The 23,574-nt window shown below is 61.0% G+C and carries 22 protein-coding genes; 13 read left to right on the top strand and 9 right to left on the bottom strand.

The window, feature by feature from the left end; translation table 11 throughout:
* Positions 1-48: 48 nt before the first annotated feature.
* The gene (locus tag PSH66_RS07210; protein ID WP_003172361.1) at positions 49-1,143 is read right to left on the bottom strand and encodes a PLP-dependent cysteine synthase family protein; all 1,095 of its coding nucleotides are present in this window, start codon (positions 1,141-1,143) and stop codon (positions 49-51) included.
* A gap of 216 nt (positions 1,144-1,359) precedes the next feature.
* Here PSH66_RS07210 and nhaA point away from each other — a divergent pair, with 216 nt between their 5' ends.
* The 3 genes from nhaA to PSH66_RS07195 all read left to right on the top strand — a co-directional run bounded on the left by nhaA (position 1,360) and on the right by PSH66_RS07195 (position 4,257).
* Positions 1,360-2,535 carry a Na+/H+ antiporter NhaA gene (gene nhaA / locus PSH66_RS07205; protein WP_003172359.1) on the top strand — a complete coding sequence of 392 codons (1,176 nt, stop codon included), beginning with the start codon at positions 1,360-1,362 and terminating at the stop codon, positions 2,533-2,535.
* A gap of 151 nt (positions 2,536-2,686) precedes the next feature.
* Positions 2,687-3,925, top strand: a complete 1,239-nt coding sequence (locus PSH66_RS07200) for an S-type pyocin domain-containing protein (protein WP_141064249.1) — start codon at positions 2,687-2,689, stop codon at positions 3,923-3,925.
* A complete protein-coding gene (locus PSH66_RS07195; protein ID WP_141064250.1) occupies positions 3,922-4,257 on the top strand; it encodes a hypothetical protein in 336 nt (111 codons plus the stop codon). The genes PSH66_RS07200 and PSH66_RS07195 overlap by 4 nt, the downstream gene beginning before the upstream one ends.
* Before the next feature lie 91 nt (positions 4,258-4,348).
* Here the strand turns inward: PSH66_RS07195 and PSH66_RS07190 are convergent, their stop codons facing one another.
* Positions 4,349-4,813, bottom strand: a complete 465-nt coding sequence (locus PSH66_RS07190; protein WP_003189251.1) for a glycine zipper 2TM domain-containing protein — start codon at positions 4,811-4,813, stop codon at positions 4,349-4,351.
* A 157-nt stretch (positions 4,814-4,970) separates the two neighbouring features.
* Between PSH66_RS07190 and PSH66_RS07185 the strand changes: the two genes are divergently transcribed.
* Positions 4,971-5,216, top strand: coding sequence for a hypothetical protein (locus tag PSH66_RS07185; RefSeq protein ID WP_305428640.1), 246 nt, complete (start codon positions 4,971-4,973; stop codon positions 5,214-5,216).
* Positions 5,217-5,266: 50 nt separating this feature from the next.
* Here PSH66_RS07185 and pdxH read toward each other — a convergent pair whose 3' ends face one another.
* From pdxH to dinG, 5 genes are all read right to left on the bottom strand, one after another.
* Positions 5,267-5,914, bottom strand: coding sequence for a pyridoxamine 5'-phosphate oxidase (gene pdxH / locus PSH66_RS07180; protein ID WP_003172353.1), 648 nt, complete (start codon positions 5,912-5,914; stop codon positions 5,267-5,269).
* 27 nt (positions 5,915-5,941) lie between these two features.
* Positions 5,942-7,087 carry an OmpA family protein gene (locus PSH66_RS07175; protein WP_078823539.1) on the bottom strand — a complete coding sequence of 382 codons (1,146 nt, stop codon included), beginning with the start codon at positions 7,085-7,087 and terminating at the stop codon, positions 5,942-5,944.
* Between the two features lie 143 nt (positions 7,088-7,230).
* Entirely contained in the window at positions 7,231-8,376 is a 1,146-nt protein-coding gene (locus PSH66_RS07170) for a serine hydrolase domain-containing protein (RefSeq protein WP_305429583.1), read from the bottom strand.
* An 81-nt stretch (positions 8,377-8,457) separates the two neighbouring features.
* On the bottom strand, positions 8,458-10,755 hold the full coding sequence (locus PSH66_RS07165) for a beta-galactosidase (protein WP_305428639.1): 2,298 nt from the start codon (positions 10,753-10,755) through the stop codon (positions 8,458-8,460).
* Positions 10,756-10,843: 88 nt separating this feature from the next.
* On the bottom strand, positions 10,844-12,988 hold the full coding sequence (gene dinG / locus PSH66_RS07160) for an ATP-dependent DNA helicase DinG (protein ID WP_003172348.1): 2,145 nt from the start codon (positions 12,986-12,988) through the stop codon (positions 10,844-10,846).
* 99 nt (positions 12,989-13,087) lie between these two features.
* On the opposite strand from dinG, the gene PSH66_RS07155 reads away from it, so the two are divergent.
* Complete coding sequence (locus tag PSH66_RS07155; protein WP_003172347.1) at positions 13,088-13,552, top strand: CopD family protein; 465 nt, start codon at positions 13,088-13,090, stop codon at positions 13,550-13,552.
* A 115-nt stretch (positions 13,553-13,667) separates the two neighbouring features.
* On the opposite strand, the gene PSH66_RS07150 is transcribed toward PSH66_RS07155, so the two are convergent.
* Both PSH66_RS07150 and PSH66_RS07145 read right to left on the bottom strand, forming a co-directional pair.
* On the bottom strand, positions 13,668-14,426 hold the full coding sequence (locus tag PSH66_RS07150; protein WP_141064254.1) for a collagen-like protein: 759 nt from the start codon (positions 14,424-14,426) through the stop codon (positions 13,668-13,670).
* Positions 14,427-14,582: 156 nt separating this feature from the next.
* Positions 14,583-15,278, bottom strand: a complete 696-nt coding sequence (locus tag PSH66_RS07145; protein WP_305428638.1) for an OmpA family protein — start codon at positions 15,276-15,278, stop codon at positions 14,583-14,585.
* 190 nt (positions 15,279-15,468) lie between these two features.
* Between PSH66_RS07145 and PSH66_RS07140 the strand changes: the two genes are divergently transcribed.
* From PSH66_RS07140 to PSH66_RS07105, 8 genes are all read left to right on the top strand, one after another.
* Complete coding sequence (locus PSH66_RS07140; protein ID WP_305428637.1) at positions 15,469-15,966, top strand: DUF6231 family protein; 498 nt, start codon at positions 15,469-15,471, stop codon at positions 15,964-15,966.
* A gap of 4 nt (positions 15,967-15,970) precedes the next feature.
* Positions 15,971-16,441 (top strand): YchJ family protein, encoded by a 471-nt coding sequence (locus tag PSH66_RS07135; protein ID WP_305428636.1) that lies wholly within the window; start codon positions 15,971-15,973, stop codon positions 16,439-16,441.
* Between the two features lie 19 nt (positions 16,442-16,460).
* A complete protein-coding gene (locus tag PSH66_RS07130; RefSeq protein WP_003172339.1) occupies positions 16,461-16,943 on the top strand; it encodes an LEA type 2 family protein in 483 nt (160 codons plus the stop codon).
* Positions 16,940-17,140: an SEC-C metal-binding domain-containing protein gene (locus PSH66_RS07125; RefSeq protein WP_003189235.1), complete on the top strand. Its 201-nt coding sequence runs from the start codon at positions 16,940-16,942 to the stop codon at positions 17,138-17,140. The genes PSH66_RS07130 and PSH66_RS07125 overlap by 4 nt, the downstream gene beginning before the upstream one ends.
* A 169-nt stretch (positions 17,141-17,309) precedes the next feature.
* A complete protein-coding gene (locus tag PSH66_RS07120) occupies positions 17,310-19,751 on the top strand; it encodes a penicillin acylase family protein (RefSeq protein WP_305428635.1) in 2,442 nt (813 codons plus the stop codon).
* 133 nt (positions 19,752-19,884) lie between these two features.
* Complete coding sequence (locus tag PSH66_RS07115) at positions 19,885-20,889, top strand: ligase-associated DNA damage response exonuclease (RefSeq protein ID WP_141064258.1); 1,005 nt, start codon at positions 19,885-19,887, stop codon at positions 20,887-20,889.
* The gene (locus PSH66_RS07110) at positions 20,886-22,520 is read left to right on the top strand and encodes an ATP-dependent DNA ligase (RefSeq protein ID WP_305428634.1); all 1,635 of its coding nucleotides are present in this window, start codon (positions 20,886-20,888) and stop codon (positions 22,518-22,520) included. The genes PSH66_RS07115 and PSH66_RS07110 overlap by 4 nt, the downstream gene beginning before the upstream one ends.
* Positions 22,521-22,763: 243 nt before the next feature.
* Positions 22,764-23,543, top strand: a complete 780-nt coding sequence (locus tag PSH66_RS07105) for a transporter substrate-binding domain-containing protein (RefSeq protein ID WP_003172332.1) — start codon at positions 22,764-22,766, stop codon at positions 23,541-23,543.
* Positions 23,544-23,574: the final 31 nt, after the last annotated feature.

Genomic DNA, 23,574 nt, shown 5'->3' with positions numbered 1-23,574 from the left:
GGAGGGGCGGTGCGACTTGCTCCCTCCCACATTTGGTTTTGCGTCCGGTCAGATATTTGCGCGCAGGATGCTGGCCGGCAACGGCTCGCCCCGCTCCACACTGGCCGCAACGGCCGCAATCAACCCTTCCAGCACATACCCCTGCCCCGCCAGCCACGCCTGATCGTAATAGGTGGTGGCATACCGCTCGCCGCCATCACACAAGATCGCCACGATCGAGCCCGATTCGCCTGCAGCTTTCATCTGTTGCGCCGCCATCAGCGCGCCAATCAGGTTGGTCCCACTGGAACCGCCGACGCGACGCCCCAACCGCTCGGCCAGGTAATGCATCGCCGCCATTGACAGCGCATCCGGCACCTTGACCATCGCATCGATCACCTTGGGTAAAAACGACGCCTCGACCCTTGGCCGGCCAATGCCTTCAATGCGCGAACCGCAGTCCAGGCGCAGGCTGGCATCGCCGGTCTGGTAGTAGTCAAAAAACACCGAGCGCTCGGCATCAGCGCACAGCACACGCGTGCAATGCTGGCGATAACGCACGTAGCGCCCGAGGGTCGCCGTGGTGCCACCGGTACCGGGACTGGAGATCAACCAGCTGGGCTCCGGGTGTTGTTCAAAACGCATCTGCTGGAAGATCGACTCGGCGATGTTGTTGTTCGCGCGCCAGTCGGTAGCGCGTTCGGCGTAGGTGAATTGGTCCATGAAATGACCGCCACTTTCCCGCGCCAAGCGTTCGGATTCGGTGTAGATCTGCGTCGGATCCTGTACCAGATGGCTCTCGCCGCCATAGAAGGCAATCTGCGCGATCTTTTCCTGAGAGGTGCTCGCCGGCATCACGGCAATAAACGGCAGGCCGAGCAGGCGCGCGAAGTAGGCTTCGGAGATCGCCGTGGAACCGCTGGAGGCTTCGATCACCGGCGCACCCGGCTTGAGCCAGCCGTTGCACAGCGCGTACAGGAACAGTGAGCGGGCCAGCCGATGCTTGAGGCTGCCGGTGGGGTGGCTGGACTCGTCCTTGAAGTACAACTCGATGCCTGGCAAACCCGGCAGCGGCAAGGGGATCAGGTGCGTGTCGGCGCTGCGTTGGAAGTCCGCTTCGATGATGCGAATGGCTTCGCGGGCCCAGGGACGGTGGTCGCTCATGAGGGTGATCTCTAAGAATTTCAGCCGCAATTTTAAGATGTTTCCTACACTGCATACCGATACAGTGATGACTCAATTGGACACACAATTGCGGGTGTCCGACGCAACACGAAATCTGCCTCTCGCTTATAACAAATAAGAATATATTTTTTGTTTTAACAACTAACGGTACGGGTTAGGGTACCCACCTATTGAATCCGGATTGGAGAGCATCCCTTGGCTCTGCGTAGCACGTTCACCCGTTTCTTCCAGCTGGAAGCCGCCAGCGGTCTGTTATTGATCGCTGCCGCCGCGCTCGCGCTGATCGTCAACAACTCACCGTTGTCGCACCTGTACGCCGCGTTTCTGGATGTGCCGGTGGTGGCGCAGATTGGCGCGCTGAAAATCGCCAAACCGGCCCTGTTGTGGATCAATGACGGCCTGATGGCGCTGTTCTTCCTGCTGATCGGGCTGGAGGTCAAGCGCGAACTGCTTGATGGCCACCTGTCCAAACCGTCCCAAGTGGTTCTGCCTGGCGCAGCCGCCATTGGCGGCATGGTGGTGCCGGCGCTGATCTACTGGGCGATCAACAAGGACTACCCCGCCGCGCTCTCCGGCTGGGCGATCCCGATGGCCACCGACATTGCCTTTGCATTGGGCGTGCTGGCGCTGCTGGGCAAGCGCGTGCCGGTGTCGCTGAAACTGTTCCTGATGACCCTGGCCATCATCGATGACCTGGGTGCGATCATCGTGATTGCCGTGTTCTATTCCGCCGACCTGTCCGGCGCGGCCCTGGCTGGGGCAGGCGCCTGCCTGGTGGCCTTGATTGCGATGAACCGCCTTGGGGTCATCAAGCTCTGGGCCTATCTGATTGTCGGCCTGGTCCTGTGGGTATGCGTACTCAAGAGCGGCGTACACGCCACCCTTGCGGGCGTGACCCTGGCGTTCTGTATCCCGATGCGCACCAAGAACGCCGAGCCCTCACCGCTGCTGACCTTGGAGCACGCCCTGCACCCCTGGGTAGCGTACGGCATATTGCCGCTGTTCGCCTTCGCCAACGCCGGCGTATCCCTCACCGGCGTAAGTCTGGAGAGCTTCACCCATCACGTGCCCATGGGCATCGCCGCCGGCCTGCTGATCGGCAAGACCATCGGCGTGTTCGGCCTCACCTGGCTGGCCATCAAGACCGGCCTCGCCGCCCTGCCGAGCGGCGCCAACTGGGGCCAGGTGTTCGGCGTGGCGATCCTGTGTGGCATCGGCTTCACCATGAGCCTGTTCGTCGGTTCCCTGGCATTTGTGCCGGGCGCCAGCGAATTTGCCGGGGAGGATCGAATGGGGATCCTGACCGGGTCGATACTGGCGGCGTGTATTGGTTATGTGGTGACGGCGATGGCAAGTCGCAAGAAAGCCTGATCCTTGGCAGGAGCCGGCAAGCCGGCTCCTGATTCATCCAATTCCCCCCTCTTTCGCAGTTCCTTCCTACATCCACCCTCCTCGGCTTGCTCTAACGTCGGCACCCGGCTTCTTCGCCGGATCTCGTTAAGCACCACGCCAGGAGGGCACGATGGCAAGCAACAAGGATGTAGTTCAAGTCTGGCGATCCTATGGCACCGGGACCGGTGGGTATCGAAAGCTTGAGCCCATGAGTGAGGCTGAGTTGGCGGTTCGGACCGCGGCCCAGCAACACGCTCATAGAGAAATGATCGACCGGCAAATTGCTGAAGACGCGCGCTTTCAAGTGAGGCCGCTGCCGCCTCAGACACCCAAGGTGGGTTGCGTATTTGCCAAGTCCTGCAACTTGCCAGACGCAATCATCGATTACCACGATCCGACCGGTTATGTCCCCCTGGATCAACTCAAGGATTACGGCGAATACACATTGCTGGGTGCGCGAGAGGCTGACGCCGCTGGCCGTTTTCCCCTGCAAAAAGTCAGCGACACGGCAATACCTGCCGGGCTGGGGGCGCTGGCACTAGGTGGCACCGCGATAGCAGAAAACACAGGGGCCATTGCAGCTGCCGGCGCCAGTACTGTCGGCGCAGCCTTTCTGGCAGGCCTGGTGGCTCTGGTCTGGCCCTCCAGCCTAGGCGACAGTGCGCTCTACAGCGAAGAACAATTGCGCTCCATGACCAGGGCGCGCACTCGGGTCCGACTGCATATCGAGCAACGCGACGATGGCACTCTCAAGGGATACGCCTTCTATACCGGCAAGCATCTTGATTGGGAAATGGTCGACGTCGTGCAGTTTCAGGTATCCGGAACGCAATACATCGCCCACCTGGGTGATGGCATTGAGTTGATCTGGACACCTGCCGCAGACACCGCCGATACGCTCGGAATACCCGCACTGGAAGCGGCGCCATCGATACCACACATATGGGTGTATCCGCCGACCGAAAAAGCCGCCGCTATCATTGTCGACCCGATTTACCCGCCTGAGTACAAGGATTTCATTCTTGTCTTTCCCGCGGACTCCGGGGTCAGGCCCCTGTACGTCGTCGTGAGCTGGAAGTATGAGGACGCGCCTTATCACAGCAAGAAGGGAAACTCAGTTAAAAGTAAAAGGCCTGAAAACGGACTGAACTCACTCGATGAGTCGATAGAGGTAAATCCACCAAACTCGCGTAGACGTATAGCAATTGATCCACACACTAAGGAGTTTGTGGTGATAGACCGTACATCTGAAGGAACCTATCACGCGCATGTAAGGCCTTGGAGCGGCTTACGGCAAGAGATGAAAAACGCCTTAATCAGAGCCGGAAAAACCAACCGCAAGGGAAAAATATTGGGAGATACCAAATGACTATGCGATACCACGACCCATCATTGGATCACGATGAAGCAGTGCGTTATTTAGCAACGACGGATAGAGCCAAAGTAACAGAGGCATTGATCTCAATTGGGTTAGATGAAATAGACGGAGAGTGGGCGCAAAACACGTGCCTCCAGTTTATCGGACACCCTGACGATGACATCGCATCAGCAGCTATCGTAGCTATAGGACATATCGCACGTCGATTCGGACAGATAGATATGACGAAAGTCATCCCGGCGTTCGAACAAGCAAGAAGAAGAGGCTCCTCTTTATCCGCATCCGTAAATGATGCGATGGATGACATCGAGATGTTTACCTGACGCCCTCCGAACGCAATTCGACAAAAGCCCTAACCTATAAAAAACCCCAACCAGTCACCCGGTTGGGGTTTTGTGTTTCTACAACCGACGTTTAGCGAGTAACGCGGCTGGTACCGTCAACCGTCATGATGCGCACGCGGTCGCCAATGCGGAAGATTTCATTTTCCTGCACAGCTTGTACGTAGGCGCGCATGCTGCCGTCGTCTTCGCGAACGGTGATTTCCACGCCTTGGGTACGAGTCAGGCCTTCTTCGGTAGCCGAACCCAACAAGCCGCCGGCGACGGCACCGATCACGGCGGTCACGATACTGCCACGGCCACCGCCGATGGCACTGCCGCCCACGCCGCCAATGACTGCACCGGCCGCGCCGCCGATGGGGGTCTTGGTGCCTTCGATTTTCACCGGACGCAGGGATTCGATGGTACCCATGCGCACGGTCTGTACACGACGCGCTTCATCACGGGAATACGAGTCGCCGGTCAGACTCGAGGCGCAGCCACCCAACAGCAATGACAGGGTGGTAAAGCAGGCAACCAGTAAAACGGACTTACGCATAGCATCAACTCCAAAGGACAGGTCTTCATTAAACGCCGCAGCTTGACGCCTGTCACGGCAAGCCCGGCAGAAAATTGCTTTCATTCAGCCTTAGTACAGACTGCCAGCACTCAAAAACTCGACGAACGGTAGCATTCTTCTAATACCCAGGATGTTTATGGATTACTTCATCATTGTAGTCACTACGCTGGCCGGCCTGTATTTCCATGCTTGGCTTTACATGCGGATCAAACGCTGGGTGGACCGCGACCTCGCGCTGTCCATGGCCGGTGGGGATCCGCTCAAGCGCGCCTTCATGCTGCAACAGCTGGAGCAGGCGCGCGTCTTGAACATCAAACGCGGGGATTTGACGAACTGGCTGAAGAACGCCGCGCAGCAGTACACACCCGACGCCTCACAATAGAGACGTCGGGGTGAAGTGCATCATTCAGGTGAGGTGACGAAAGGTGCAGCTCAGGGCGCCAGGCGCTCACGGGTCCAGTCGGCCCCTTGCAAGCGATAATTCAGGCGATCATGCAGGCGGCTGGCGCGGCCCTGCCAGAACTCGATGCGCTCCGGCAGCAGGCGATAGCCACCCCAATGCTCGGGGCAATCAGGCTGGGTATCGCTGAAACGCTGTTCGGTGGCCTTGAGCAGGTCGTGCAGTTCCTCACGATCACGAATGACCTGGCTCTGCGGCGACGCCCAAGCCCCCAGACGGCTGCCCAATGGACGGACCTGATAATAGGCGTCCGACTCCTCGGGCGTGACCTTGACCACCCGCCCTTCGATACGCACCTGACGCTCCAGGGTCGGCCAGAAAAACGTCATGGCCGCAAACGGCCGTGCCGCGAGCTGCTCGCCCTTGGCGCTCTGATAGTTGGTGAAGAAGGTAAAGCCCTGCGCATCCAGGCCCTTGAGCAACAGGATGCGACAGTGCGGGCGACCGTCCTGGTCGACCGTGGCCAGGGTCATGGCATTGGCCTCCACCGGTGGCTGCTCGGTTTTCACCGCATCGGCAAACCACTGGTGGAACAACGCAAACGGCTCACTCGGGGCCTGGGCCTCGCTCAAACCGTCCCGTGTGTAGTCACGGCGCATATCGGCCAGTGCCTGGGTCATGCGGCTGTATCCTTCTGGTTCAGCAGGTCAGTTTTTTGCCTGGTCGTTCGCCGGTGCATCGGCCTTGGCTTTAGCCGGTGCGGTTTTCTTCGCGGCTGGCTTGGCCGGGGCTTTCTTGGCGGCTGGCTTGGCAGCAGCTTTCTTGGTGCTTGCCTTGCCGGCAGCCGCCTTTTTAGCCGGGGCCTTTGCGGCCGGTGCCGGGGCAGGTACATTCTGCACGGCGACCATTTCAGCCACGGGCGGGGTCTTGCCCGAGTTGTACTTGCTCAGCAACGCCAACATAGTTGTACGCTGAGTGAACATAATTTCCATGCGACGATTCAGCGCACGGCCCTGGTTACTGTCGTTGGCCGCACGTGGCATCAGGTCACCCATGCCGCGCAGCATCAGACGGTCTTGCTTCAGGCCGCTGAGACTGAAGATCGAGGCAATCGATTGTGCACGCTCCTTGGTCAACGCCTGGCTGGCCGGCGCGGTGCCGGTGGCGTCAACGTGGCCCAACACCAGAACGGCGGTCTTCGGGTCGGCTTCAACAGCCTTGGCCACGCGGGTGAATGGGCCGAGAGTGACCGGCAGCAGCATCGCGGGACGTTTCGGGTTGTAGGAACCGTCTACCGGCGCAATCACCACCAGGACGTTGTCGCGACGTTCCAGTTGCAGGTTGCTGTCCTTGATGGCGGCACGCAGGCGCGGCTCGTAGTCGTCCAGCCAGGCCTGGGTGACTTTCGGATCAGGCATCTGCACGTTGGTCACGTCGACCTTGGCCAATGGCTTGGGTTTGCTTTCGAACGGCCACCACCAGTGGGCTTCAGTCTCGTTTTTGGCAACCGCAGGGGCCGGGTCGGCAGCCTTGAGATCGGCTTTCAGGTCAGCCTTGGCGTCAGCGGCCTTTTCGTCGGCGCTTTTGGAACCGAACGGCCACCAGCTGGAACCCGTGTCGGCCTTGGCTGCCGGCGCCGGCGCAGCGGCTACGGCGGCAGGTGCGACAGGCGTGGCGCCAGCGGCGGGTTTGGCGTCCGGCTTGGCGTCGGTTTGGCTCACTGCGTCCTTGGTGGCGGTTTTATCAGATCCAAATGACCACCAATGCCCACCCTCGGCATCATTTTGTGGCGTTTGTGCGCAGCCGGTCATAGTGAGGCAAAGGGCCAGGGCCAAGGACTTGTTCGATAACATGAGATATCCACAAAATGAGAAAAGATACGGGGGTCTGGATGACCCGTTAAACAGACGCTTACAGAACTTTAAAGTTACAAAATTGTGTTCAGCCTCTTCTTATAGTTGCCTTTGTAACAAAAAATTGTGAAACAGCAAGGGGTTTACAGACAACCGGCCAATATTCCGACCAACTTCTGCGCGCGCGGGTCCATAAGTACGTAAGGGCCCAGCGTATTAGTCACGAACCCAAAGGCTACATCATGTTCAGGATCGGCAAAGCCGACCGAGCCACCAGCGCCCGGATGCCCGAACGCACGCGGGCCAAGGCCGAAGGTGGCGTTAGGTAAATCCGGTTGATCCAACATGCAGCCGAGGCCGAAACGGGTTTGTGTCAATAATGTTTTATCCAGGCCGATACTGTGCTCACGGGTCAACTCTTCAAGCATGTCCGCTTCCAGCAAACTACCGTCCAATAAACCACTATAAAAACCGGCCAGGCTGCGCGCATTGCCGTGACCATTTGCCGCCGGCTGCTGCATGCGTCGCCATTCGGGTTTATTAGTACTGGTCAGAATAGACGGCGGATTGGCAAATGCGCGCGTGGTCATTGCAGTCGGTTCACGCATCATTACTTGCAACAACCGTTGTGGGGCTTCATCGCCCATATTGCCTTTGCTGCGCGCTATATGAGCCACGCGATAAAACTCTTCATCCGCCAGGCCCACATGAAAGTCCAGCCCAAGTGGCCGCGCCACCCGCGCCACAATCGACTCACCCGGCCCACGTCCGTCGGCGCGGCGCAGCAATTCGCCGACCAGCCAGCCATAGGTGATGGCCTCGTAGCCATGGCCCTGGCCCGGCGTCCACCACGGCGCTTCGGCGGCCAGGGTGTCAACCATCAGTTGCCAGTCATACAGGGCTTCGGCAGGCAGCATCTCGCGGATCGCCGGCAACCCGGCCTGATGGCAGAGCAACTGGCGCAAGGTGATGGTTTCCTTGCCGGCGGCCGCGAATGCCGGCCAGTACCTGGCCACGGGCGCGTCCAGTTGCAACTTGCCCTCGGCCACCAATTGCAGGGCCGTGACGGCAGTGAAGGTCTTGGTGCAGGAGAACAGGTTGACGATGGTATCGCTGTGCCAGGCTTCGGCGCCGTCCTTGTCGGCGGTGCCGGCCCACAGGTCGACCACGGTTTCGCCGCCGATCTGGATGCAAAGCCCGGCGCCACGTTCCTGCGGGTCATCGAACAACGCGGCAAACGCTTCGCGTACCGCTTCGAACTGTAGTTCGTAATGACCCTGAATCTGCACCTGAGCGACCTCGAAAACGCCATGAAAAGTGGCGGTCATTGTTCCAGCCCTTGTGGCTTTTGTGAACCCGTCAACGTTCAATCAATGACCATTTCCCGAATGCCCACCGGCATGCCCGGCGCCCTGCCCCGAGCCTTTGCCGTCATGCCCGGGTTTGCCGCCTTCGCGTTCACGCACCTCGTCGTCCGGCTTGGCCTTTTGCGCCTCCTTGCCCAACTGATCGACCGCCTCCAGGTTGCTTTTGCGCACACTCTCGACAAACCCCTGGAACGGCATATCGGTAATGCCCACCAGGCCGAAGTGGCCGTTTTCGCCGTCCAGTAAGCGACCGGTCACCGGCTGATCCAGGTATTGAAACCAATGCACGCCGACAATCGACGGTTCGGCCATGGCTTGCTTGAGAAAGCTGGCATACGCCGCGCCGCGATCCTCTTCCCGCGCCAACTGGGTCACACCGCCCCAGAACGGCCCTCGGTCGGCGGAGCCGAAGTTGAACTCGGTGATCAGCACCGGTTTGTCCAGCGCCCGCAACGCGGCGAAGTCATAACCGTCCTGCGGCTTGAGGGTGTACATGTTGAAGCTCAGCACGTCGCAATACTGCGCGCAGGACGCCACCGCTTCCGGCGTGCTGACGGCATAGCGGCCGCCCAACAACAGCTGGTTGGGCGCGTGCCATTTGAGCGAGTCGGAAATGGTCTTGAAGTAGGCGTCGGCAAAGGTCTTCTGGAAATACTTGAAGTCCGCTTCGATTTCCGGATGTTCGGGGTTGGGCATCGGCGGCTCGAAGCCTGGGTCTTCCATCAGCTCCCAGCCGGCCAACTGGATACCCCAGGCTTTCGACAGCCCCTCCTCGTTACGGTACTTGTCGCGCAGTTGCTTGAGGAACGCGCGTTTGGCCGGCACGTCGGTGGTCATGCGCAGTGTGCCGTAGGCCAAGGCGTAGCGGGATTTGGCATCATCACCCGGACCGGCCCAAGCCAATTCGTTATCGGCGAAGAAACCGATCAACCACGGGTCGTCGCGGTGATCGCGGGCGGCAATGGCCACGGCGCGCTCAGTGGCCATGGCGAAGCGCGGGTCGAACGGGTCGGGCATGCCGCCCCACCAGTCGGTGCCGGTGCTGATGCTGGCGTAATCGCCGACGATCGACAGCGGCAGGGTGTACGGCACGCGGTCGGCGGCGGCCAGAGCATCGTCGCTCCAATTGCCTACCGTGTTGAAACCCCAGGCCTGCAGGCGGTCGAGGGTGTGAGCGACCCAACGTTTCTGGTCGAAGCCTTCACCACCATAGGTTCGCTGCAGGTTGGCGCCGTAGAAATCGTACCAACGCCCGGCACCAAAACTACGTCCTTCGCCCGCGCCATTACCGCTGCGGTTGTCGCCGCTGCCGTAGTACTTGTCAAAGGGCTCACCGGCCTTGGGCAGCGCGGCAAACATCCACTCACGGCCGGCTACGTAGGTCTGGCTGTTGTCCGGGGCCACGGTATTGACGCCCAGGGAGTAGAACGGATGGCCCAGCGGAGTCACCAGGTACCAGCGACCGTCGCGTTTTTCGGTGCGGAAAAACCCGCTGGCCTTGAACGCCGGGCCTTTGTTCCAGCCGCCGTATTGATCCAGTGAGGATTTGTCCCGCGTGGCCAGCCAGCCTTGGAGTTGAGTCTGTTCCTTGGCCGCGGCCGCCTTGAGCTGCTCGTCACTGCTGACCTTCTCGGGCCAGCGCGCACGGGTGGATTGACCATAGGCATCCACCAGTTCGCTGTAGGCAGCCTTGAGCACCGGTTCGCTGTCCTGCACGCCAAAGCGTTCCAGCAGGATGCTTTGCGCCGCGCTGGGCTTGAGCATCGACAAGGTCACCGAGACCACCTGGCTGCGGTCGATGTCCCCGGCACTTGCGGCCAGCAACACGCGCTGCCCCTCGACGGTGATCGGCATCGGCGGGCCGGCCTTCATGCCCTGGCTCAGCGGCGAGTTCGCTTGCAGAGGGATCAACAGGGTCTGGGCAGGGCCGGCCGGCAGGTCGATGCGGCTGACCAGTGTCTTGCCGTCACTGCTCTGCACCTTGACGTAGAGGGTCAGCGCCCAGTCCATGGCGCTCTGGATGCGCAGGCTCATGGCGCCCGACTGTGACCAGTCCCACACGCCATTTTGCGGACTGAGCACCAGGCTGGGCTCGGCAGCCGGGTTGAACGTGATGCGGCGCAGTACCTCGCCCTCCGCGGTTTGTTCGGCGTTGTATTGCGGCAGGCTGGCGTCCTGGGTCGCCACCTTGACCACATCGGCCGGACGGACGAAGTTGAACAGCGTCTGTTGCCCGGCTGGCGCGGCCATCAAGGGCGCAGCGAACAACAGGGCAAAAAGGGCGGGCAGCGTGCGAATCATACGAGCAAGGTTCTCCCAGACGGCCGGTGAATGGCCTGATGAAATACATGAGATAGACCACGGAGTGGGCGAATCCGCCCACAGTGGCTTAAGAAATTTCGCGCCTGAAGGGAGGCAAAGCATTAAGGATGGCTTTGCCATAGCGCTGAGTGACCAAACGACGGTCGAGCAAGGTGATGGTGCCGCGGTCCTCTTCGGTACGCAGCAAGCGCCCGCAGGCCTGCACCAGCTTCAGGGAAGCATCCGGCACCGAGATTTCCATGAATGGGTTACCGCCCCGCGCCTCGATCCACTCGGCCAACGCCGCCTCGACGGGGTCGTCCGGCACCGAGAACGGGATCTTGGCGATCACCACGTGCTCGCAGTAGGCACCGGGCAAGTCGACGCCTTCGGCAAAACTCGCCAGGCCGAACAGCACGCTGGAATCGCCACCGTCCACCCGCGCCTTGTGCTTGTTCAAGGTTTCCTGCTTGGACAGGTTGCCCTGGATAAACACCTGCTTGCGCCAGTCGCGGTCGAGACCATCGAACACGTCCTGCATCTGCTTGCGCGAGGAGAACAGCACCAGGGTGCCGCGCGAACCTTCCACCAGCTCCGGCAGGTCACGGATGATCGCCGCGGTGTGTGCCGCTGCGTCCCGTGGATCGGCCTTGAGATCGGGCACCCGCAGCACGCCGGCATCCGCATGGTGGAAGGGGCTCGGCACTACCGCAGTGACGGCTTTTTTCGGCAACCCGGCGCGCATGCGGAAGCGATCGAAGGTGCCCAGGGCGGTCAGCGTGGCGGAAGTCACCAGGCAGCCGTAAGCCACGTTCCACAGGTTGCGGCGCAGCATTTCGGCGGCGAGGATCGGGCTGGCGTTGACCTCGATATCAAACAACGCACCGCTTTCCGACAGGGTCAGCCAACGGGCCATGGGCGGGTTGTCTTCCGGGTCTTCGACGGTAAAGGCGGTCCACAACTCCCAGTTGCCCTGGGCGCGGGACAACAGGCTGCCGAACAGCGGGTACCATTCTTCGGCCTGGTTGCTGGCGATACCGATATTGACTTCACCATCCATGCCTTCCTTGAGCAGGTCGGTCAGGCGGGTGAACAAGTCGGTCAGACGCGAAAAACCTTTCTTCAGCTCGATGCCCATTTCGCGCATATGCTCGGGAATCATCCCGCCGACAAACCGGTGGCGCGGTCGCTCACGGCCTTCCACGTCTTCGCCGGGCTTGAAATCGGCGACCTGTTCGCAGGCGCTGAACATGAACTGCTGCTGGGTCTTGATCTCCCGCGCCAGCTCCGGCACTTGCTCGATCAGCTTGCCCAGATCGCCGGGCAACGGGTGCTGGGCCAGCAATTTGGTGAGGTTCTTGGCGGTGGACTCCAGCCAGTCGGCAGTGGAGCGCAGGCGGGTGTAATGGGCAAAGTGGCCGATGGCCTTGTCCGGCAGGTGATGCCCCTCGTCGAAGACATAGAGTGTGTCACGCGGGTCGGGCAGCACGGCGCCGCCGCCCAGGGCCAGGTCGGCCAGCACCATGTCGTGGTTGGTGACGATCACGTCGACCTTGCCCATGCCTTCGCGCGCCTTGTAGAACGCGCACTGGCCGAAGTTGGGGCAATGACGGTTGGTGCATTGGCTGTGGTCGGTGGTCAGGCGCGCCCAATCGGCGTCTTCCAGGGCGGTGGGCCAGCTGTCGCGATCGCCGTCCCATTTGTTGCCGGCCAGTTTCTCGATCATGCTGGTAAACAGCTTCTGGCTGACTTCATCAACCTCGATCTTGAAGCCTTCTTCTTCGAACAGCGACGCCGTGGCGGTTTGCGCGTGGCCTTCCTGCAACAGCACGTCGAGTTTGGACAGGCACATGTAGCGGCCACGGCCCTTGGCCAGGGCGAAGGTGAAGTTCAGGCCGCTATTGCGCATCAGGTCGGGCAAGTCTTTGTAGACGATCTGCTCCTGCAGGGCCACGGTGGCGGTGGCGATCACCAGGCGCTTGCCGGCGGCCTTGGCGGTGGGGATCGCCGCCAGGCTGTAGGCCACGGTCTTGCCGGTGCCGGTGCCGGCTTCGACGGCCACGACCGCGGGCTCACCGTCGCGGCGGCCTTCGTCGTCGGTGTCGATATCCCCGAGGACCTTGGCCACTTCGGCGATCATCAGGCGTTGGCCGTAACGCGGTTTCAAGCCCTTGGCTTCGAGAAAACGCGAATAGGCGCCCTGGATCGTGGTTTTGAGTTCAGTGCTGATCATGAATAGTCGGGCGCAAAAAACGCTGGATAAATTTTCAGTGGTTCGGATCGGCCGCTATCATACCCCGCTAATTAATCCCGCGCAGAACGGAGTACCACAATGACCGCGTTTAGCCTCGCCTACACCCTGCATGTATTGGCCGCCCTGATCTGGGTCGGCGGTATGTTTTTCGCCTGGATGATCCTGCGCCCCGCCGCTGTGGCGGCACTTGAGGGCCCTGCCCGGCTCACGCTGTGGGCAAATGTGTTTCAACGTTTTTTCGTGTGGGTGTGGGTCGCCGTGCTGATTTTGCCGATCAGCGGTGTAGGCCTATTGCAGCTGCGCTTCAACGGGTTTGAGACGGCGCCGCGCTATGTGCAGGTGATGATGGGTTTGTATCTGGTGATGACGGCATTGTTTATCCGCATCCAGACGCTGAAGTTTCCGGAGCTGAAGGCCGCGGTGGCGGCTAAGGATTGGCCGGCGGGCGCGGCAACGCTGGGGCAGATTCGCAGGCTGGTGGGGAGTAACCTGATTGTGGGGTTGTTGGTGGTGGCGATTGCTTCGGCTCGACCGATGTTTTGAGCGCCTCATCGCAGCATGGGTATCCACCAACTTCCGCTGAGCGAAAAATCCACGGCCAATGGGCTGTTGTGAGCGGGCAAGCCGGCTTGCCCGCGATGGCGTCAGAGCAGACGATTCAGAGCCGCTGAATAGTCACAGAACCCGCAGGTCCCACCGGCCCCGGCTGCCCTTCCAACCCTGGGCGGCCCTTTTCGCCGCCATCGGCGCGGTACACCAGACAGCCTTTGGATTCGCCACCCTTGCCAGGTTTACCGGCGGTTCCGGGCAAACCACCTGCCCCGCCCTCGACCCACACTTTGATCTGCTGCGCCGGGAACTCCTTCGGCAACTCGACGCGCACCTGCGCGCCCGCGGCGCCCGGCAGGCCGTCACCGCCGTTGTCGCCATTGAAGCCACGCCCGGCCGAGCCCCAAGTGCAACCCGGGTCTTCGCCGTTAGCGCCATCGAGCCCGGCATAACCCTGGGCACCCGCGCCGCCACGGGCATCCACCGAGAGTTCTTCAGCCGTCAGGTTATTGATGCGCAAGGTCAGGTCACGTCCGGCCTTGGCGGGTTTTTCATGGGTGCCGGGCGCGCCTCGCGACGTGATCTGGCTGCCGTGCTCCAGTTGTGCCTGGCGAACCTGCAATTGCAGCGCAGTATTGCCGGGCACAATGGCGATGCGTGCGTCGCGGCCCAGATGCAGTTGATCCACCGTGACCTGGCTGATGCTGGACGGGATCAGCAAGGTGCCATAATCCGCCACATCCAGGCGCTCCAGTTGCAACACGCTGGTGCTGCTGGGCAGACGCATCAACGAGTTGGTTTCAACACGGACGCTTTGAGCCAGGGCTACGGGACTGACCAACAGGGCCAACAAAAAAACCTTACGCATCATGGGGCTCCTGAGTATTTTCAAATTTTTCTTTGGACGCACAGTAACGACTTCTACGGGCGCTTTGCCAGTGAAGGATCAAAAAAGTTAATAAAGGGGAGGTTTCAACGAGGATCGCCGGCAATGCCCCTGTGGAATCCACAGGGGCAAGGGCTGTCAGCGATTGATCTGGATTTGCGTACGGCGGTTCAAGGCCCGACCCTCTGCGGTTTTGTTGTCGGCCACCGGCTGGCTTTCGCCCGCGCCGACAACTGACACAAAGCTACTGCGCGGCACGCCACGGCTGATCAGGTACTCCGTGACCGAATGCGCACGTTTTTGCGAGAGCTTCTGGTTATAGGCATCCGCACCGACACTGTCGGTGTGCCCGCTGACCCGCAGTTGGGCGCTCGGGGCTTCCTGCTTAAGGCGCGCGGCGATGGTGTCGAGCGTGGTCTTATCGGCTGCTGTCAAGTTGGCCGAGTCGAATTGAAAGTGCACGTCACGGATCACGATGGTTTCTTCCTTGACCACGGCCACCTCTTCAACCGCAGCCGCCGGAGGCGCGGGCGGGCAACCATTGGCATCCACCTGCATGCCTTTAGGCGTACCCGGACATTTGTCGCGGCTGTCCGGCACGCCATCGCCGTCTTCATCACCATCGCCGTGCACCCAGCAATAGGCGCCGGCCATTCCGCCGACGATCAATGCGCCATAGCCGGCATAGGCTGAACTTTCCGTAGCGCCGATCGCTGCACCGGTCACACCGCCGACGGCGGCGCAGGTGGGCCAATCGGTTTTTTGCAAACCTGCGCAACCTGTCAATACTCCGGTTAGCAGAACCAAGGGTAGAGCTGTACGCATGATGCTCATCAGTTTTCTCCTGGAGGGATCGGCGGGGGCCGATAAAAAGAGTAAAGACCGCTCTTTTCAACCACGCCAGTCAGCCTCGCCCCCGTATTCATTGAGGTTGGCCGCTCAGGTAGGAGTTTTCGCAGTCACCCGCTCTAGGCCCGCGCGCTTAGCCGCGTTAGTCTCTAGGGTCATGATGTGAGGATCTTTGATGAACGCCGGTATTTCTGTCCGTACCCCCCAGCAAGCGCTGGCCGCCCTGCTCGACCTGCACCAGCCCAAACGCCTGTTGCTGTTGGGTGCCAGCCAGTTTCCGGCGCTGGATGCTTTCAAGCAAGCGCACCCCGACACTCAAGTGTCCGTGGCGGCGCCTGGGCCCTTGCCCGCAGAACTCGCCGCCCAGCGTTTTGACCTGGCGCTGGTGGTGGACTGCCTGGAGCACCTGTCAAAACCACAAGGCCTGTCCTTGCTTGGCGGCATTCGCAACCTCAACGCCAGCCGCATTGCCGTATTGGTCGACCTGGGCGCCTGCGATTGGAAGGACACCGACTTCTTCTCCCTGGCCCTGCAGGCCGGCGAACGCTTCCAGCGCGATGAACAGGTGCTGACACTGTTTACCTACGACCTGCTTGACTATAAACAGGTGCCCGACTGGCTCAACGCCCGGTTCTGGGCCAACCCGGAAAATTTTGGAAAGTATTGGTGGTAACCCAATGAGTACATCCATTTGCCCCTGCGGCAGTGGCAACCTGCTGGATGCCTGCTGCGGCCATTATCACGCCGGGCACCCGGCACCTTGCGCCAGCGCGTTGATGCGTTCGCGCTACAGCGCCTATGTACTGGGCCTGGTGGACTACCTGGTGGCCACCACGCTGCCCGCGCAACAGGCCGGTCTGGACCGTAACGCCATGGCCGCCTGGAGCGCCCAGAGTACCTGGCTCGGCCTGGAGGTAGAAAACTCGGAGGTGTTCGGTGGCCAGCCGGAACATGCGTTCGTGACCTTCACCGCGCGCTGGCATGACAACACCGGCGAACATAGCCACCGCGAACGGTCTTCTTTCGTACAAAATGGCGAACGCTGGTATTTCATCGACCCGACGGTGGAGGTGAAGGCCGGACGCAACGATGCCTGTTTGTGCGGCAGCGGGCAAAAATTCAAGAAGTGCTGTTACAGCTACTTCTGACCACCACAGGACCCACGCCATGCTCCGGATCTACAGCTTGATGCTGGCGTTAACTTTCGGCCTGACCGGTTGTGCGTCGTGGTTCGAAAATGACTTGCCCCCGCCCCACGTTTCCCTGGTGAAGGTCGAAGTGGTGCGAGCCAAGTTGCTGGAGCAGAAATTCAAGCTGTACTTTCGCGTGGACAACCGCGACGACGCCGACCTGACCGTGCGTGGCCTGATCTACAAGGTCACCCTGGGTGATTTTGTGCTTACCGAAGGCGAGTCCAACGAGTGGCTCACCGTACCGCCGCGAGGCCACGCGTTTTTCAAGGTGTCGGTGCGCACCAACCTCTGGCCGCAGATACGGGATGTGGTGCAGATGCTGAAAAAACCCAGGCGGCCCGTGCCTTATCGCCTGGAAGGCGAGCTGAAAACCGGATTATTCATCGGTTATGACGTGCAGGTAGCCCACAATGGCGAGATAATCCCCGGTGATTTTATTCCGGAGCAACATCGATGACTCAGCAACCCCATGTCCATGGTCCCGACTGCAACCACGATCACGATCATCATGATCACGACCACGGTCATGTCCACGGCCCGAACTGCGGCCATGCGCACCAGGAGCCCGTGCGCAACGCCTTGAAGGACGTTGGCCGCAACGATCCTTGCCCGTGCGGCAGCGAGAAGAAGTTCAAGAAGTGTCACGGGGCGTAAGCCACACAGATAATCCTGATGCCTGATGTGGGAAGGACTTGCTCCCTCCCACATTGATTTGTACAAGACTCAAGTTCTCACGCAATTGCCACAACTCCTGCTTGCGTCGTTTCGCCGCGCTCACTAACGTAGCGCCTTTACTGACGCTACCCCCCGCAGGAGCTTTGCCATGGCCTCGCCAGCCCTCTCACATTTTCTTCCCCGGTTCGGCGTTGCCGCGGCAGTGGCCAGTGCATTAAGCCTGGCCGGTTGCCAGCTCCAGAGCACCCAGGACACCCTGCCTCCCGTCGCCGGTGTGCAGCCAATCAAGGGCCTGGCACAGAATGTGTCGGTGCGTCGCAATGCTCAGGGCATGCCGCTGATCGAAAGCAACACCTTCCACGACGCGCTGTTCACCCTTGGTTATGTGCACGCCAGTGACCGCATCACCCAGATGGTTACCCTGCGTCTACTGGCCCAGGGCCGCCTGGCTGAGATGTCCGGGACCGAGGTGCTGGATGTCGACCGTTTCATGCGGGCGGTCAACCTGAAGAAAAGCGCCGGCGAGCTGTATAACGCCTCCTCGCCGCGCCTCAAGCGCTTCTTCGAAGTGTATGCCCGTGGCGTCAACGCCTACCTGTTCCGCTACCGCGACAAGCTGCCGCCGGACCTGGCCCAGAGCGGCTACAAGCCCGAGTACTGGAAGCCGGAAGATTCGGCGCTGTTGTTCTGCCTGCTGAGTTTCAGCGAGTCGGCCAACCTGCAGGAAGAACTGGCCTCCCTGGTGCTCGCGCAAAAAGTCGGCGTCGACAAACTGGCCTGGCTTACCCCAAGCGCACCGGATGAACCGATCCCCCTGGCCGAAGCCGACAAACTCAAAGGCGTGAACTTCAGCCAGATCAGCGGCCTGGCCGGGCTGGACACGGTCAGCCAGCAACTGGGCAGCCTCAATGCGCTGGCGGTCACCACCTCGAGCAACTGGGCGATCGGCCCGCAACGCAGCCGCAGCGGCAAGAGCCTGTTGGCAGGCGACCTGGCCGCCCAGCCGCAAGCCCCGTCGCCGTGGAGTTACGTGCAGATCCGCGCCCCTAAATACCAGGCGGTCGGTGCCTCGATTGCCGGCCTGCCGACGCTGTTGTCCGGGTTCAACGGCAAAGTGGCGTGGAGCATGAGCACGGTCAAGGGTGACACCCAGGATCTGTTCCTGGAAAAGGTCAAACGCCAGGGCAACGCGCTGTACTACGAGAACAACGGCAAATGGCTACCGGCGGGCGTGCGTAACGAAACCTTCTTCGTCAAAGGCCAACGCTCGATTCGCGAAGTTGTCTACGAAACCCGTCACGGCGCCCTGCTCAACAGCAGCCAGGCGCTCACCAGCGGTCTGGGCCTGGCCCTGCAAACCGCCGACTTCAAAGACGACAAGAGCCTGGATGCGTTTTTCGACCTGTCCCGCGCGCAAAACGCCGGCAAGGCGTCCGACGCGACCCGGGAAATCCGCGCAATTGCCCTCAACATGATCTTCGCCGACGCCAGCAACATCGGCTGGCAGGTCACCGGCCTCTTCCCCAACCGCCGCGAAGGCGAAGGCCTGCTGCCCTCACCGGGCTGGGACACACGTTTTGATTGGGATGGCTACGCCGACGCGATGCTGCACCCCTATGACCAGGACCCGGTCCAAGGCTGGATCGGCACCGCCAACCAGCGCACCGCACCGCGCGGTTATGGCATGCAGTTGTCCAATTCCTGGGACGCGCCGGAGCGCAGCGAGCGTCTCGCGCAGCTGGCCAATGCGGGCAAGCACGACAGTCGCAGCCTGATCGCCATGCAATACGACCAGACCACCACCTTCGCCGCCAAGCTCAAGACCATGTTCCAGGCACCGGGCATGGCCCAGCCGCTGAAACAGGCAATCGATGCACTGCCGGCCGCCGACCAGGCCAAGGCGCGCGAAGCGCTGAATCGCCTGATGGCCTTCGACGGCCGCCTGGCTGCCACCTCCGCCGACGCGGCGATCTACGAGCTGTTCCTGCAGGAAAGCAGTAAACAGATTTTCCTCGACGAACTCGGCCCGGAAAACAGCGCCAGTTGGAAGGCATTCATCAGCAACGCCAACCTGTCCTACGCCGCCCAGGCCGACCACCTGCTGGGCCGCGAAGACAGCCCGTTCTGGGACGACGTGCGCACCGCGCAAAAAGAAGACAAACCAGCGATCCTCGCCCGCAGCCTGGCGGCCGCGATGACCGCCGGCGACAGCCAGTTGGGCGCCGATCACAAGGCCTGGCAATGGGGCAAGCTGCACAGCACCACCTGGAAGAACGCCGCCGGCCAGATCATTCGTGGCCCGCTGGCGTCCGGTGGCGACCACAACACCTTGAACCCCTCGCCGTATAACTGGGGGCAAAACTTCGACACCACCCAGGTGCCGGCGCTGCGCATGATCGTCGACTTCGGCCAGGCGGAACCGATGATGGGCCAGGGCGGCACCGGCCAATCCGGCAACCCGGCCAGCCCCAACTATGCCAACGGCATCGACCCGTCGCTCAAGGCGCAATACCTGAGCTTCCCGATGCAGCCGCAGAACTTCGAAAAGGCGTATGGGAAGACGCGGTTGACCCTGACCCCAGGCAAGTAAACGCTTCAAAATGTGGGAGGGGCGGTGCGACGATTCGACTTGCCCCCTCCCACATTTGCCCCGATGCATTCAGATAGAACTTCTGCGCTCGCCCCCGCCTCATACCTGATAAGCCCACCTCCCCGGTCACCCCATGGACCTTGTCATCGCCCGCCCCGAAGGCCTCTATTGCCCTGCCGGAGATTTCTACATTGATCCCTGGCGCCCGGTCGAACGTTCGGTCATCACCCACGCTCACGGCGATCACGCCCGTACCGGCAACGAGCATTACCTGGCGGCGGCACCCGGCGAAGGTATCCTGCGCTCACGCCTGGGCCAGGACATCAACCTGCAAACCCTGGCCTACGGCGAACAACTGCAGCACCACGGCGTCACCCTGAGTTTCCACCCCGCCGGGCATGTGCTCGGTTCAGCCCAGGTGCGCCTGGAATACCGGGGCGAAGTCTGGGTGGCGTCCGGCGACTACAAGGTCGAGCCCGACGGTACCTGCACGCCTTTCGAACCGGTGCGTTGCCACACCTTCATCACCGAATCCACCTTCGGCCTGCCAATCTACCGCTGGCAACCCCAAGCGCAGATTTTCGCCGGGATCAACGACTGGTGGCAGGCGAACATCGCGGCCGGCAAGGCCAGCGTGTTGTTCTGCTATTCCTTCGGCAAAGCGCAACGCATCCTGCATGGCATCGACGCCAGCATCGGCCCGATCCTCAGTCACGGCGCGGTCGAACCCTTGAACCGGGTGTATCGCGAGGCCGGCATCTATATCCCAGAAACTCTCTACGCCGGCGATTTCAAAAAGACCGACCCACAGTTGCGCCAGGCGCTGATCATCGCTCCGCCGTCCGCCGGCGGCAGCAGTTGGATGCGCCGCTTCGGCGACTACAGCGATGCCTTCGCCAGCGGTTGGATGCGCTTGCGTGGCACACGGCGGCGGCGTGGCGTGGACCGCGGCTTTGTGCTGTCGGACCACGCCGATTGGCCGGGCCTGTTATGGGCTATCGAACAAACCGGCGCTGAGCGGGTGATGGTCACCCACGGTTCTGTCGGCGTATTGGTACGCCACCTGCGGGAAAAAGGCCTGGACGCCCAGGGTTTCAGCACCGAATACGGTGATGACGAAGAGGAAGCCACAGCATGAAGGCCTTCGCCGAGCTGTACGCCAACCTCGACGCCACCACGTCCAGCAACGCCAAGCTTGCGGCGTTGCAGGCCTATTTCCGGGAAGCGCCAGCGCAAGATGCGGCCTGGGCGGTGTACTTTCTATCCGGCGGGCGGCCCCGGCAATTGGTGCCGACGCGTCTGTTACGGGACATGGCCACCGAAGCCTCGGGTATCGAACCGTGGTTGTTCGAAGAAAGCTATCAGTCGGTGGGCGACCTGGCAGAGACGATTTCCCTGCTGCTGCCGGAATCGACCCACACCTCGGAAGACGGCTTGGCCGTGTGGCTGGAAGAAAAACTTTTGCCCTTGCGCGGTCTGCCACCGCAAGAGCTGGCCGCCCGTTTGCCAGTACTGTGGGCGCAACTGGATCAACCCAGCCTGATGGTGTGCATCAAGTTGATCACCGGCAGCTTTCGGGTCGGCGTGTCCAAACTGCTGGTCACCCGCGCCCTCGCAGCCATGGCCCATCTGGACAGCAAACGCGTGGCCCAGCGCTTGGTGGGTTACACCGACCTGTCCAACCGTCCTACAGCTGAGGGCTACCTCAAGCTGATAGCCGCCGAATCGTCTGACGAACACGCCCAACGTGGCGGGCAGCCTTATCCGTTTTTTCTCGCCCATGGTTTGTCGCAACCGGTGGAGCAATTCGACGCGCTGCTCGGGTCACCCGCCGACTGGCAAGTGGAATGGAAGTGGGATGGCATTCGCGCGCAACTGGTCAAGCGCGAAGGTCGGTTGTGGGTCTGGTCGCGGGGTGAAGAGCTGGTCACCGAGCGCTTCCCTGAACTCCACAGCCTGGTGAGTGGCCTGCCCGATGGCACAGTGATCGACGGTGAAATCGTGGTGTGGAAAGACTCGGTGCAACCCTTCGCCCTGCTGCAACAGCGCATAGGCCGCAAGACCCTGAGCAAAAAAGTGCTTGAGGACGCGCCGGTCGCGGTCCTCGCTTACGACCTGCTGGAATATCAGGGCGATGACTGGCGCAACCGTCCCCAGGCCGAACGTCGAGCGCAGCTCGAACGGGTGATTGGCGAATGCAACAGGCCCGTGTTGCTGGCTTCGCCGCTGTTGCAGGGTGAAACGTGGGCGGCGTTGGCCGAACAGCGCGAAGCCTCGCGCAGCCTCGGTGTGGAGGGCATGATGCTCAAGGATCGCCAAGGCCTGTACGGCGTGGGCCGCACCAAGGACATGGGCCTGTGGTGGAAGTGGAAAGTCGACCCCTTCAGTGTCGATGCAGTGCTCATCTACGCGCAACGAGGCCACGGCCGGCGCGCCAGTTTGTACAGCGACTACACCTTTGCGGTGTGGGACGGCCCGCCCGGCAGCGAGCGCAGCCTGGTGCCGTTCGCCAAGGCATACAGCGGACTGACCGACGAAGAAATGCGCAAGGTCGACGCAATCGTGCGCAAAACCACGGTGGAAAAATTCGGCCCGGTCAGCAGCGTCACGCCGAGCATGGTGTTTGAGCTGGGATTTGAAGGAATTGCCCTGTCCAAACGCCATAAAAGCGGGATTGCGGTGCGCTTTCCAAGGATGCTGCGCTGGCGGCAGGATAAGGCGGTGGATGAGGCGGATAACTTGGCCACCCTGCAAGACCTGTTGGCCTGACGCTGAACCCTGGTGGGAGCAAGCCCCCTCCCGCACGACCCAAAAAAGTGCACTCAATTTTCAATGCCCATTTTCGGGCATTTCCTACGCTCAGAACTCCTTCGTCCCACCTTTTAAAACGATCATTCGGAGCCACATTCGGAACTATGGTGCAGAAATTGCTACCAGTGATCCGTCTGACACCGTTCAGTAACAGTCCTAAACGCGCCACAAGCGCTTATCTTGGTTTCCAGGGATTACATAATGAAAAAAGCATTGCTGACCCTTTCTGCACTGGCTCTGTGCATGGCCGCCGGCGTCGCCACGGCCAAGGAATACAAGGAATTGCGTTTTGGTGTCGATCCGTCCTACGCGCCGTTTGAATCCAAAGCCGCCGACGGCAGCCTGGTGGGCTTCGATATCGACCTGGGCAATGCCATCTGCGCTGAGTTGAAAGTGAAGTGCAAGTGGGTCGAGAGTGACTTCGACGGCATGATTCCGGGCCTGAAAGCCAACAAGTTCGACGGCGTGATTTCGTCCATGACCGTGACCCCGGTGCGCGAAAAGGCCATCGACTTCTCGAGCGAACTGTTCTCCGGCCCAACGTCGCTGGTGTTCAAGAAAGGCGCGGGTTACTCCACTCCTGAGTCGCTCAAGGGCAAATCCGTGGGCTACGAGCAAGGCACCATTCAGGAAGCCTACGCCAAGGCCGTGCTGGACAAGGCCGGTGTGACCACCAAGGCCTACGCCAACCAGGACCAGGTCTACGCTGACCTGACGTCCGGGCGCCTCGATGCATCCGTGCAAGACATGCTGCAAGCTGAACTGGGCTTTTTGAAGTCCCCAGCCGGTGCCGGCTACGAAGTCAGCGCGCCGATCGACGACCCGCTGCTGCCGTCGAAAACCGCGATCGGTATCAAAAAAGGTAACACTGAACTCAAGGCCCTTTTGGATAAAGGTATCAAAGCGTTACACGATGATGGCAAGTATGCCGAGATCCAGAAAAAACACTTTGGCGATCTGAACCTGTACAGCGGCAAGTAATGCCCCGGGGCGCCCCTCTTTTGGAGGGGCG

This window comes from Pseudomonas sp. FP597 (assembly GCF_030687435.1).
In the GTDB taxonomy this organism is placed as follows: Bacteria; Pseudomonadota; Gammaproteobacteria; order Pseudomonadales; family Pseudomonadaceae; genus Aquipseudomonas; species Aquipseudomonas lactucae.
Note: the sequence above shows the minus strand (reverse complement) of the source record. Positions and strands in the feature narration are given on the sequence as shown.

Excerpts from the sequence above, each read along its gene's own strand:
- PSH66_RS07120 (WP_305428635.1), top strand. The coding sequence starts at position 17,310 with ATGGCCTCGCCAGCCCTCTCACATTTTCTTCCCCGGTTCGGCGTTGCC.
- PSH66_RS07130 (WP_003172339.1), top strand. The coding sequence starts at position 16,461 with ATGCTCCGGATCTACAGCTTGATGCTGGCGTTAACTTTCGGCCTGACC.
- PSH66_RS07135 (WP_305428636.1), top strand. The coding sequence starts at position 15,971 with ATGAGTACATCCATTTGCCCCTGCGGCAGTGGCAACCTGCTGGATGCC.
- dinG (WP_003172348.1), bottom strand. The coding sequence starts at position 12,988 with ATGATCAGCACTGAACTCAAAACCACGATCCAGGGCGCCTATTCGCGT.
- PSH66_RS07195 (WP_141064250.1), top strand. The coding sequence starts at position 3,922 with ATGACTATGCGATACCACGACCCATCATTGGATCACGATGAAGCAGTG.
- PSH66_RS07185 (WP_305428640.1), top strand. The coding sequence starts at position 4,971 with ATGGATTACTTCATCATTGTAGTCACTACGCTGGCCGGCCTGTATTTC.
- PSH66_RS07150 (WP_141064254.1), bottom strand. The coding sequence starts at position 14,426 with ATGCGTAAGGTTTTTTTGTTGGCCCTGTTGGTCAGTCCCGTAGCCCTG.
- PSH66_RS07175 (WP_078823539.1), bottom strand. The coding sequence starts at position 7,087 with ATGTTATCGAACAAGTCCTTGGCCCTGGCCCTTTGCCTCACTATGACC.
- PSH66_RS07140 (WP_305428637.1), top strand. The coding sequence starts at position 15,469 with ATGAACGCCGGTATTTCTGTCCGTACCCCCCAGCAAGCGCTGGCCGCC.
- PSH66_RS07210 (WP_003172361.1), bottom strand. The coding sequence starts at position 1,143 with ATGAGCGACCACCGTCCCTGGGCCCGCGAAGCCATTCGCATCATCGAA.
- pdxH (WP_003172353.1), bottom strand. The coding sequence starts at position 5,914 with ATGACCCAGGCACTGGCCGATATGCGCCGTGACTACACACGGGACGGT.
- PSH66_RS07145 (WP_305428638.1), bottom strand. The coding sequence starts at position 15,278 with ATGAGCATCATGCGTACAGCTCTACCCTTGGTTCTGCTAACCGGAGTA.
- PSH66_RS07165 (WP_305428639.1), bottom strand. The coding sequence starts at position 10,755 with ATGATTCGCACGCTGCCCGCCCTTTTTGCCCTGTTGTTCGCTGCGCCC.
- PSH66_RS07190 (WP_003189251.1), bottom strand. The coding sequence starts at position 4,813 with ATGCGTAAGTCCGTTTTACTGGTTGCCTGCTTTACCACCCTGTCATTG.
- PSH66_RS07200 (WP_141064249.1), top strand. The coding sequence starts at position 2,687 with ATGGCAAGCAACAAGGATGTAGTTCAAGTCTGGCGATCCTATGGCACC.
- PSH66_RS07110 (WP_305428634.1), top strand. The coding sequence starts at position 20,886 with ATGAAGGCCTTCGCCGAGCTGTACGCCAACCTCGACGCCACCACGTCC.
- PSH66_RS07125 (WP_003189235.1), top strand. The coding sequence starts at position 16,940 with ATGACTCAGCAACCCCATGTCCATGGTCCCGACTGCAACCACGATCAC.
- PSH66_RS07105 (WP_003172332.1), top strand. The coding sequence starts at position 22,764 with ATGAAAAAAGCATTGCTGACCCTTTCTGCACTGGCTCTGTGCATGGCC.
- PSH66_RS07155 (WP_003172347.1), top strand. The coding sequence starts at position 13,088 with ATGACCGCGTTTAGCCTCGCCTACACCCTGCATGTATTGGCCGCCCTG.
- PSH66_RS07115 (WP_141064258.1), top strand. The coding sequence starts at position 19,885 with ATGGACCTTGTCATCGCCCGCCCCGAAGGCCTCTATTGCCCTGCCGGA.